Origin of the sequence: Plantibacter sp. CFBP 13570 (assembly GCF_014841395.1) — a bacterium.
In the GTDB taxonomy this organism is placed as follows: domain Bacteria; phylum Actinomycetota; class Actinomycetes; order Actinomycetales; family Microbacteriaceae; genus Plantibacter; species Plantibacter auratus.
In genome coordinates this window covers 93,265-104,217 of the sequence record NZ_JACYTW010000007.1, presented here as the reverse complement: position 1 = coordinate 104,217, position 10,953 = coordinate 93,265, and the positions used below count along the sequence as shown (strand labels likewise).

Genomic DNA, 10,953 nt, shown 5'->3' with positions numbered 1-10,953 from the left:
GGTCGCCGAGTCACGCGGACGCGTGGGACGCTGGCGTCCGCGTCGGGGTTCCTCGTCGCGTGGCCGTCGGTCGCGGCGTCGCTGGCCCTCGGGCTGCTGGCCGCTCACGCGGTGACCAGCCGATCGGTTCCAGCGGACGCGCCGCGCCACCAGTCGGCGGCGGGCATCGCCGTGCGCCCGGCCGGCTGCACCTGCAGCAGTTGCAACGGTGTGTCCGCCGTGCCGACCAGGACGAGGCCGTCGATGGACGCGATCGTCCCGGGCGCCGGTGGGTCCGTCGGCATGGTCGTCGCGGGGACGGCACGGTGCACCTTCAGCCGTGACTCGTCGAGGAGGGTGAACGCGCCCGGTTCGGGCGTCACCCCGCGGATCTGCGACCACACGTCGGCGACGGGGCGGTCCCAGACGATCCGACCGTCCTGGCCGTCGAGCTTCGGCGCGAGCGACACCTCGCCCTGCTGCGGGGCCGCGACCGCGGTGCCGGCGGCGATGGCGGCGACGACCTCCGCGGTGAGCGGTGCGCCGAGCTCGGCGAGGCGGTCGAGGAGCTCCCCCGAGGTCTCGCGCTCGCCGATCGGCGTCTCCACGGTCGCGAAGACGTCTCCGGCGTCGAGAGCCGGTACGAGCTGGAAGACCGACGCACCGGTGACCGCGTCTCCGGCCATCACGGACCGCTGGACGGGCGCCGCGCCGCGCCAGGCCGGCAGCAATGAGAAGTGCAGATTGATCCAACCGTGTGCCGGCGCGGACAGGAGGGGTTCACGGACGAGCCCGCCGTACGCGACGATCACGCCGAGTTCCGCACGGAGCGCGACGATCCGCGCGGTCGCGTCGTCGTCGAGCCGTGCAGCGCGGATGACCGGGAGCCCGAGCCGTTCGGCGGCCGCTGCCACCGGCGACGGGGTCAGGACCCGCTTGCGGCCGAGCGGGGCGTCGGGTCGGGTCACGACGGCCGCGATCTCGTGCCCGGCCGAGACGAGGGCGTCGAGCGTCGGTACGGCGACGGCGGGGGTGCCGGCGAAGACCAGCCTCATGCGGTTCGGACTTCGTGGACGGGGTGGATCATGACAGCATCTCCGGATCGTCGAATCGTACTCTGAGTGTAGGCGGGGCTTTCGGTGCTCGCCTGCCGGGGGTCGGACGTCGACGCTTCGCCGCCTGCGCGACGACGGTCGCCCGCAACTGCTCGGCGACCGCCCTGGCGTGGCCGTAGTCGACCCGCAGGATCGCGACGCTGTCGCCCGCTTCGTCGACGGTCGGGCCGAGCACGCGGCTCCGGTACTCGGTGGGTAGCGCGGCGAGAGCGGCATCGACGGCGTCGCGGGTGCCGGTGAGGGTCGCGCTCCGGACCGCGGGAGGGAACCCGAGCTCTCTGCGTTCGGCGAGCTCCTCGCTCGCGAACCGCGGCTGCTGCCACAGGGCGAAGGCGTTCGCCACGGGGGCCTCGACGCCGATCAGCAGCACCGGTGCACGCGCAGCGGCCAGGGCTGCGGCGTTCGACCACCACCGCAGGCAGTCCTCGGCGACGCGGAGCGACTCCCGCGCCAGCATGCGGTCGGCGTCGACCAGGAGGACGGCGGCATAGCCGCCCGCTGCGACGGGCTCCGCGCCTCGGGTCGCGATCACCAGCGCCGGCTCCGGGCCGACCTCGAACTTGGGGGCGTCGCCGTCCGACACCACGACCCGGTATCGGGGGAACGCCCGGCCCAGCTCCTCGGCGGTCCGGCCGGTGCCGGCGGCCGTGACGCGGAACGCGGTGTCGTGACAGGTCTCGCAGGACCACCCGGCCGCGAGGTGACCGCACCACCGGCAGGAGGGTTGCGAACGGGCTGTGGCGAGTTGGAGTGGACCGTGGCACACCGAGCAGTGGGCCCTCGTCCCGCACCGTCGACAGGCGAGGTGCGGCGCGTACCCCGGCCGCGCGACCTGGACCAGCACGGGTCCGTGATGCAATGCCTCGTCGACCGCGCGCCACGCGCTCGACGGGATCCTCGCCTGGCTCGTCATGGCGTCGTCGCCGCTCGCCCGGGACACGACGACTCTCGGTCGTACCGGCGGGGTCGGTGCGACCTCGCGCAGCCAGCCGAGTTCGACGAGTCGCTGCGTCTCGGTACTGCGTGAGTGCGCGGCGAAGACGAGGGCGGAGCCGCTCATCTCCTGCCGGGTCAACGCGACGTCGCGGGCGTGCACATAGGGGGCGAGCTGCTCCTGATGGAGGGGGTCGCCGTCGTCCCAGAGGGCGATGAGTCCGAGGTCGTGCGCCGGTGCGTAAACGGCCGACCGGTTGCCGACGACGATCCGGGGTACCGGATGCAGTCCGTCCAGGTAGGCGCGGTAGCGAGCAGCCGGGGTCTGCTTCGCGTCGGCCCTCGCGACCGCGTCACCGACACCGAGGTCGTCGAGCGCCGCCAGGAGGTGTTCGACGTCCCGGTAGTCGGGGACGCACAGGATCGCACTCCTCCCCTCGGACAGCTGGTTCACGGCGAGAGCCGCCAGCGTGAAGGACCAGTCGGGGAGCCAGACGCCCGCGCTCGTCGCGGTCAGGGTGGGGATCGCGCTGATCGCGTACCGCTCCCCCGGCGCGAGACGGTCGAGGGTGCCAGGGGCGAAGCCCGGGACGGTGCGCCGCTCGACCGACGGAGGCTCCGGCGGGGTCGCGGCGGTCCAGGTCTTCTCCACCCGGACCTGTCGCGGCGGAATGGCGAGACGCAGGACGTCCATCGCGCTCCCGGCGCTGCGATCCGCGACACGGCGTGCGAGCGTCCACAGGGTCGGGGTCAGGACCGGTACCGACGACACGACCGAGCTCAGCGGGCTGAGCGCTCCGCCGAACTCGCTCGAGTCGGCAAGGTCCACGATGAACCCGTTCGCCGACCGTCCGGCCGAGCGCAACGGCACCGAGACGCGCGCGCCGAGCACGGCGTCATCGGCCAGGTCGTCGGGGATGGCGTAGTCGAACAGGTGGTCGAGCTGTGGCAACGGGGAGTCGAGTACCACCCTGGCGACCCTCGCGCCGACCACGGCTACAGCCCGGCTGCTGACCGCAACGCCTCCACCCGGTCGAGACGCTCCCACGTGAAGTCGGGGAGCTCGCGGCCGAAGTGCCCGTACGCCGCCGTTGCGGCGTAGATGGGGCGGATGAGGTCGAGGTCGGCGATGATCGCGGCCGGACGGAGGTCGAAGACGTCGCGGATCGCGCGCGTGATGTCCGCCTCCGGCACATGGGCCGTCCCGAAGGTCTCGACGTAGAGCCCGACCGGCGCGGCCTTGCCGATGGCGTAGGCGACCTGCACCTCGAGACGTTCGGCGAATCCGGCGGCGACCGCGTTCTTCGCCACCCAGCGCATGGCGTATGCGGCCGAGCGGTCCACCTTCGACGGGTCCTTCCCGCTGAAGGCCCCACCGCCGTGTCGAGCCGCTCCACCGTAGGTGTCGATGATGATCTTGCGTCCGGTGAGCCCCGCGTCGCCCATCGGGCCACCGACGACGAAGATGCCGGTCGGGTTGATCAGGTGGGTCACGTTCGAGCTGTCGAGTTCGACCGTCGCGAGGACCGGTTCGATGACGTGACGCTGGACGTCGCGACGCAGCTGCTCCGTGGAGACACCCGGATTGTGTTGCGTGGAGACCACGACCGTCTCCACGGTCTTCGGGAGGAAGCCGTCGTATCCGATGGTGACCTGGGTCTTGCCGTCCGGGCGCAGATAGTCGAGCTGGCCGGACTTGCGGACCTCGGCGAGTCGCTCCGCGAGACGGTGTGCGATCCAGCTGGGCAGCGGCATGTACTGCGGTGTCTCGGTGGTCGCGAACCCGAACATGATCCCCTGGTCGCCGGCGCCCTGGAGGTCGTAGGCGTCGACACTGGACTGTTCGCGGGACTCAAAGGCATGGTCGACTCCGGCGGCGATGTCGGCGGACTGCGAGCCGATCGACACGCTCACGCCGCAGGAGTCGCCGTCGAATCCGATGTCGGACGAGGTGTAGCCGATGGACCGGATGCGCTCGCGGACGATCGTCGGGATGTCGACGTAGCCGCTCGTGGAGACCTCACCGGCGACATGGACGAGCCCGGTGGTGACGAGCGTCTCGACGGCGACTCGACTGCGCGGATCCACCTCGAGGAGCGCGTCGAGGATGCTGTCCGAGATCTGGTCGCAGATCTTGTCGGGATGCCCCTCGGTCACGGATTCGGAGGTGAACAGGCGCAGCTCGGTCATGCGGTCTCCCGTCGGAAGTGGTGGTGCGATGGTGGAGGGATCGGCCGTCGCGGTGTTCCGGGGCCCGACCGTTCATCACTCTAGTCGAGGCCTCGGACACGTCGTCCGTCCGTGACGCGGGGCGTCGGCGGCGGCGGGAACGGGCCCGACACGACGAATCCGCCGGTCGTCTGGCGCCCGGCGGATTCGTCGTGGTGAAGCGGTTATTCGGCGATCGGCTTGATCTGGAGCTTGTCCTCGTTGATCTCGTGCATCGCGATCGAGAGCGGCTTGTCCTCGACGGACGAGTCGACCAGCGGCCCGACGTTGTCGAACAGGCTGCCCTCGTGGAGGTCGGCGTAGTAGTCGTTGATCTGGCGCGCGCGCTTGGACGCGAAGATCACGAGTGCGTACTTGGACTCGACCTTGGTGAGCAGGGAGTCGATGGGCGGATCGATGATGCCCTTGAGCTTGTCAGCCATGCAGGTTCACACTCCTCGTGTGGTTGTGTTCGGGGAAGATCGGATCGATGCGGGGTGCGCGTCGGACGTCAATCCCCGTGAATCTTCATCAAGTCTACGACCTCTTGGGCCGCGCGGGCCACGTCGTCGTTGACGACACGGTGGTCGAACTCGTCCGCGGCGGCCAGTTCGACCTTCGCGGTGCGCAGTCGGCGCTCCCGTTCCTCCTCGTCCTCGGTGCCCCGTCCGACCAGTCGACGGACGAGTTCGTCCCAGTTCGGCGGCAGCAGGAACACCAGGGTCGCCTCCGGCATCGCCTCCCGGACCTGCCTGGCACCCTGGATGTCGATCTCGAGCAACGCGCTGTCGCCGGCCGCGAGCGCTCGCTCGATCGGCTCGCGTGGCGTGCCGTAGCGGTACGCGTTGTGGACCGTGGCGTGCTCCAGCAGGCGGTCGCCCTCGATGAGGCCGTCGAACTCGTCGTCGGTCACGAAGTAGTAGTTCACCTCGTGCTGCTCCCCCGGCCGGGGCTTGCGTGTCGTGGCCGAGACGGAGAGGTGGACCTCCGGGTAGTGGTCGCGGATGTAGGCGGCCACCGTCCCCTTGCCGACGGCCGTCGGGCCGGCGAGCACGACGAGTCGGCTGCGCGCGGTGCCCGGGTAGCGTTCGGCGATGAAGGCGCGGAGGCGATCCCGCTGCAGTCGGCCGAGACCGCCGAGGCGCTTGACCGAGGAGATGCCGAGCGATTCGAGGATCCGCCCCAGTTTGGTGACGCCGACACTCGGGATGCTGAGGAGGTACTCGGTGATGCGGATGCCGCCCTCGATGCCGTCCGGATCGGCGGTCGCGGCGTCGAGCACCTCCAACGGGGTGCGGGCGCCGGAGGCGATGGACGCCTTGACGGTCGCGCGGGCGCGGCGCTTGCGAACGGCCTCACGTGAGGCGGCGGCCCGGTCGACCTCCGGCATGTTCCTGCCGGGCTGGTCCTGCTCCTGGTCAACCACGGGCGCTCCTCACGGCTGCGACGGAACGTTCGACGGCGTCCGCGATCCCCGAGGGTCCGGCGGCGAGGATGCTCCGGGACTCGGAGACGATGACACCCGGTGCGAGGTCGCCGTAGATGGATCCGAGGTCGGCGACCGCAGCTCCCTGGTGGCCGAAGCCGGGTGCCAGGATCGGGAGCGTGGTCGTCGGCGGTACCTCCGTCAGGCCGAACTCCTCGAGACGGAGCGTGGCTCCGATGACCGCACCGATCGAACCGGTCGCCCCGGGGTGGTGCCGTGCGTTCCAGTGGTCGATCTCGTCGAGCATCGACGCCGCGACGGTGAGGCCGGCCCTGTCCTCGGCGAGCTGGACGTCGCGACCCTCCGGGTTCGAGGTCGCCGTCAGCACGAACACGCCCTTGCCGTGCTGCTCGGCGAGCTCGAGTGCCGGCTGCAGTGAGCCGAAGCCGAGATAGGGGTTCACGGTGAGGGCGTCGACCTCCAGCGGTGAACCGGGGGTCAGCCACGCTTCGGCATAGCCCTCCATGCTCGTCCCGATCTCACCGCGCTTGGCGTCGCCGATCACGAGGAGCCCGGCGTCGCGTGCCGCGGCGAGGACCCCTTCGAGGGCGATGTACCCGGCCGACCCGAACCGTTCGAAGAACGCCACCTGCGGCTTGACGATCCCGGCGCGACCGGCTGCGGCTTCGACGACGGCGAGGCCGAAGGCCCCCGCGCCGGCGGCGGTGTCGGGCAGTCCCCACGCCTCGAGCAGGAAGCGGTGCGGATCGATGCCGACGCAGAGTCGGCCCGACCGGACGAAGACCTCGTCCAGTCGGGTTCCGAACGAAGCCGTCACGAGCGCGCAGCCCGATCGAGTGCGTACTCCTGGAGCGAGCGGACCTCGAAGCCCCCGCCGAGCGCCTCGAAGGAGCCGACCGCGGCGGTGAGCTGCGCGATCGTCGTGAAGAGCGGCTTGTCGGCCGCGACGGCGGCCGCGCGGATCTCGTAGCCGTCCGCGCGAGCCGACCGGCCACTCGGGGTGTTGATGACCATGTCGACCTCGTCGCGGTTGATCAGGTCGACGATCGAGTCGTCCTCGCCCGCGGCCGTGGTCTCGCTGTACTTGCGCACCGTCCGGGCACTGATGCCGTTCCGGTTCAGCACCTCGGCCGTGCCGTCGGTCGCGAGGATGTCGAACCCGAGCTGCTGGAGGCGCAGCACCGGCAGGATGATCGAACGCTTGTCGCGGTCGGAGACCGAGACGAACACCGTTCCGCTCGACGGCAGGCCGCCGTAGGCCGCCTCCTGGCTCTTCGCGAACGCGCGCGGGAAGTCCTTGTCGATGCCCATCACCTCGCCGGTGGAGCGCATCTCCGGGCCGAGCACGCTGTCGACGATCTGGCCGTCCTTCGTGCGGAAGCGCTTGAAGGGCAACACGGCCTCCTTGACCGACACCGGGGAGTCGATCGGTACGCGGGATCCGTCGACCGGGGGCAGGAGCCCCGAGTCCTTGAGCTCGGCGACCGTCGCGCCGGTCATGATGAGTGATGCGGCCTTCGCCAGCGGGATGCCGAGCGCCTTCGACACGAACGGCACCGTGCGGGACGCACGCGGGTTCGCCTCGATGACGTAGAGGATGCCGGCGCCGATCGCGAACTGGACGTTCAGCAGACCGCGCACGCCGATCCCCTGGGCGATCGCGAGCGTCGCGTTCCGCACGCGGTCGATCTCGGCGCGACCGAGCGAGACGGGCGGGAGGGTGCAGCTCGAGTCGCCGGAGTGGATACCGGCCTCCTCGATGTGCTCCATGACGCCGCCGATGTAGAGCTCCTCGCCGTCGAACAGGGCGTCGACGTCGATCTCGATCGCGTCGTCGAGGAAGTGGTCGACCAGCAGCGGCTGGGCCGGGCCCACGATGCCCTGGTCCTCGATGCGCACGAAGTAGTCGGTGAGCGAGGCGCTGTCGTAGATGATCTCCATGCCGCGTCCGCCGAGCACGAAGCTCGGGCGGACGAGGACCGGGTAGCCGATCTCCTCGGCGACGCGCAGTGCACCCTCGATCTCCACCGCGGTGCCGTTCTTCGGTGCGACGAGGCCGGCGGCGTCCAGGATCTCCTGGAACTGGCCGCGCTCCTCGGCGAGGTCGATGGCGGTCGGCGTGGTGCCGAGGATCGGGACGCCTGCGGCCTCGAGACCCTTCGCGAGCCCGAGCGCCGTCTGGCCACCGAGCTGGACGACGACACCGACGAGTTCGCCCGACTCGCTCTCGGCGTGGATGACCTCGAGGACGTCCTCGAGCGTGAGCGGCTCGAAGTAGAGCCGGTCGCTCGTGTCGTAGTCCGTCGAGACGGTCTCCGGGTTGCAGTTGATCATGATGGTCTCGAAGCCGGCGGCCTGCAGCGCGAAGGACGCGTGCACGCAGGAGTAGTCGAACTCGATGCCCTGGCCGATGCGGTTCGGGCCGGACCCGAGGATGACCACCTTGCGGCGGTCGCTCGCGACCACCTCGGTCTCCGTGTCGTAGCTCGAGTAGTGGTACGGGGTGAGCGCCGGGAATTCGCCGGCGCACGTGTCGACCGTCTTGTAGACCGGGCGGACTCCCAGGATGTGCCGGACCTCGCGCACCTCCTGCTCGCCGAACCCGCGCAGCTGACCGATCTGCGCGTCCGAGAAGCCGTGGTTCTTCGCGGTCCGGAGCACCTCGGTGTCGAGGCGTTCCGCCGCGGCGATCCAGTCGGCGACGTCGTTGATCAGGACGATCTGGTCGATGAACCACGGGTCGATCTTGGTGGCCTCGAAGACCTGCTCGGCGGTGGCGCCCTTGCGGAGCGCCTGCTGCACGACGACGATGCGGCCGTCGGTCGGGGTCTTCATGACCTCGAGCAGCTCCTCGACACTGCGGGACTCGTCGCCCCAGTGGAAGCTGGAGCCGCGCTTCTCGAGCGACCGCAGCGCCTTCTGCAGTGCGGTGGCGTAGTTGCGTCCGATGGCCATCGCCTCACCCACCGACTTCATGGTGGTCGTGAGCGTCGGATCGGCGGCGGGGAACTTCTCGAACGCGAAGCGCGGCACCTTCACGACGACGTAGTCGAGCGTCGGCTCGAAGCTCGCGGGCGTGACCTTCGTGATGTCGTTCGGGATCTCGTCGAGGCGGTACCCGATGGCCAGCTTCGCCGCGATCTTCGCGATCGGGAAGCCGGTCGCCTTCGAGGCGAGGGCACTCGAGCGGGAGACGCGCGGGTTCATCTCGATGACGATGATGCGGCCGTCGGCCGGGTCGACCGCGAACTGGATGTTGCAGCCGCCGGTGTCGACGCCGACCGCGCGGATGATGTCGATACCGATGTCGCGGAGCTTCTGGTACTCGCGGTCCGTCAGCGTCAGGGCGGGAGCCACCGTGATGGAGTCCCCGGTGTGCACGCCGACCGGGTCGACGTTCTCGATCGAGCAGACGACGACGGTGTTGTCGGCCGTGTCGCGCATGAGCTCGAGCTCGTACTCCTTCCAGCCGAGGATCGACTCCTCGAGGAGCACCTCGGTGGTCGGGCTCTGGTGGAGGCCGTCGCCGACGATCCGGCGGAGCTCCGTCTCGGTGTACGCGAAGCCCGAGCCGAGGCCGCCCATGGTGAACGAGGGGCGGACGACCAGCGGGTAGCCGAGGTCCTCGGCGTAGCCGACGGCCTCCTCGACGGTGTGGGCGATGTAGGAGCGGGCCACGTCCGCGCCCGCGTCGAGCACGAGCTGCTTGAAGATCTGGCGGTCCTCGCCCTTGTTGATCGCCTCGAAGTTCGCGCCGATGAGCTCGACGTCGTACTTCTCGAGGATGCCGTGCTCGTGCAGCTGGATCGCGGCGTTCAACGCCGTCTGGCCGCCGAGGGTCGGCAGGATCGCGTCGGGCTTCTCCTTCGCGATGATCGTCTCGATGACCTGCCAGGTGATCGGCTCGACGTAGGTCGCGTCGGCGAAGTCGGGGTCGGTCATGATGGTCGCCGGGTTCGAGTTGACGAGGATGACGCGGACGCCCTCCTCGCGCAGCACGCGGCACGCCTGGGTGCCCGAGTAGTCGAACTCGGCGGCCTGCCCGATGACGATCGGCCCGGAGCCGATGACGAGGACGCTGTTGATGTCGTCGCGCTTGGGCACTAGTTGTTCTCCTTGGTGCTGGAAGTGGTGGCGTGGCCGGTCACGAGGTCGCGGAACCGGTCGAACAGGTAGACCGCGTCGTGCGGACCCGAGGCGGACTCGGGGTGGTACTGGACCGAGAACGCGGGGATGTCGATGCAGTTGATGCCCTCGACGACCTCGTCGTTCAGGCTGTAGTGGCTGACCTCGGCGAGGCCGAACCCGGCGGGCGTCTCGTGACGGCCCTCGATCGGCAGGTCGACCGCGAAGCCGTGGTTCTGCGAGGTGATCTCCACCCGGCCGGTCGCCTTGTCGAGGACCGGCTGGTTGATCCCGCGGTGACCGAACGGCAGCTTGTAGGTCTCGAAGCCGAGCGCGCGGCCGAGCAGCTGGTTGCCGAAGCAGATGCCGAAGTACGGCACGCCCGCGCGGAGCACGTCCTGCAGGAGGGCGACGTGCGCGTCGCTCGCAGCCGGGTCACCGGGGCCGTTGGAGAAGAACAGGGCGGACGGTTCGAGCGCGAGGACCTCGGCCGAGGTCACCGACTGCGGCAGCACCACGACGTCGAAGCCGCGAGCGGCGAGGTGGTTGAGCGTCGACGTCTTGACGCCGAGGTCGAGGACCGCGACGGAACCGACGCGCTCGCCCACCGCCGGTACGGTGTACTGCTCGGTCGTGGAGACCTGGCTCGACAGGTTCAGACCGGCCATCTGCGCGCCGGCTCGGACGAGACTGAGCTGCTCGGCGCCGGACAACTCGAAGTCCTCGCCGGAGAACACGCCGCCGCGCATGGAACCGGCGGAACGGATGTGCCGGGTCACCGCGCGGGTGTCGATGCCGCTGATGCCCACGACGCCGTCCTGGACGAGTTCGTCGTCGAGCGAGCGGTCCGCTCGGAAGTTCGAGACGACGCGCGACGCGTCACGCACCACGTATCCGGCGACCCAGACGCGGGCGGACTCCATGTCCTCGCGGTTGACGCCGGTGTTGCCGATGTGCGGCGCGGTCATCAGGACGATCTGTCCGGCGTAGGACGGGTCGGTCAGCGTCTCCTGGTAGCCGGTCATGCCGGTGGCGAAGACGACCTCGCCGAGCGTGCGGCCGGTCGCGCCGTAGGCGTGCCCGACGTAGCGGTTGCCGTCCTCGAGGACGAGTACCGCTGGACTGGGTGGGGTGAAGGAGGTCATG

General features: G+C 70.1%; 8 protein-coding genes. All 8 read right to left on the bottom strand.

Annotation, left to right across the window (positions count from 1 at the left end):
- Positions 1-104: 104 nt before the first annotated feature.
- Entirely contained in the window at positions 105-1,034 is a 930-nt protein-coding gene (gene fmt / locus IFT89_RS04480) for a methionyl-tRNA formyltransferase (RefSeq protein WP_202938336.1), read from the bottom strand.
- A 28-nt stretch (positions 1,035-1,062) separates the two neighbouring features.
- Positions 1,063-2,997, bottom strand: coding sequence for a primosomal protein N' (locus IFT89_RS04475; protein WP_307783431.1), 1,935 nt, complete (start codon positions 2,995-2,997; stop codon positions 1,063-1,065).
- A gap of 26 nt (positions 2,998-3,023) precedes the next feature.
- On the bottom strand, positions 3,024-4,217 hold the full coding sequence (gene metK, locus IFT89_RS04470) for a methionine adenosyltransferase (protein ID WP_064293843.1): 1,194 nt from the start codon (positions 4,215-4,217) through the stop codon (positions 3,024-3,026).
- Positions 4,218-4,420: 203 nt separating this feature from the next.
- On the bottom strand, positions 4,421-4,678 hold the full coding sequence (rpoZ, locus tag IFT89_RS04465) for a DNA-directed RNA polymerase subunit omega (protein ID WP_056005756.1): 258 nt from the start codon (positions 4,676-4,678) through the stop codon (positions 4,421-4,423).
- A gap of 68 nt (positions 4,679-4,746) precedes the next feature.
- Positions 4,747-5,625, bottom strand: a complete 879-nt coding sequence (gene gmk, locus IFT89_RS04460; protein ID WP_191941313.1) for a guanylate kinase — start codon at positions 5,623-5,625, stop codon at positions 4,747-4,749.
- Between the two features lie 28 nt (positions 5,626-5,653).
- Positions 5,654-6,499 carry an orotidine-5'-phosphate decarboxylase gene (pyrF, locus tag IFT89_RS04455; protein ID WP_085510885.1) on the bottom strand — a complete coding sequence of 282 codons (846 nt, stop codon included), beginning with the start codon at positions 6,497-6,499 and terminating at the stop codon, positions 5,654-5,656.
- Positions 6,496-9,786 (bottom strand): carbamoyl-phosphate synthase large subunit, encoded by a 3,291-nt coding sequence (gene carB, locus IFT89_RS04450; protein ID WP_086473290.1) that lies wholly within the window; start codon positions 9,784-9,786, stop codon positions 6,496-6,498. Before carB ends, pyrF begins: the two co-directional genes overlap by 4 nt.
- Positions 9,786-10,952: a glutamine-hydrolyzing carbamoyl-phosphate synthase small subunit gene (carA, locus tag IFT89_RS04445; protein WP_085510883.1), complete on the bottom strand. Its 1,167-nt coding sequence runs from the start codon at positions 10,950-10,952 to the stop codon at positions 9,786-9,788. The genes carB and carA overlap by 1 nt, the downstream gene beginning before the upstream one ends.
- Position 10,953: the final 1 nt, after the last annotated feature.

Excerpts from the sequence above, each read along its gene's own strand:
- fmt (WP_202938336.1), bottom strand. The coding sequence starts at position 1,034 with ATGAGGCTGGTCTTCGCCGGCACCCCCGCCGTCGCCGTACCGACGCTC.
- metK (WP_064293843.1), bottom strand. The coding sequence starts at position 4,217 with ATGACCGAGCTGCGCCTGTTCACCTCCGAATCCGTGACCGAGGGGCAT.
- carA (WP_085510883.1), bottom strand. The coding sequence starts at position 10,952 with ATGACCTCCTTCACCCCACCCAGTCCAGCGGTACTCGTCCTCGAGGAC.
- rpoZ (WP_056005756.1), bottom strand. The coding sequence starts at position 4,678 with ATGGCTGACAAGCTCAAGGGCATCATCGATCCGCCCATCGACTCCCTG.
- gmk (WP_191941313.1), bottom strand. The coding sequence starts at position 5,625 with ATGCCGGAGGTCGACCGGGCCGCCGCCTCACGTGAGGCCGTTCGCAAG.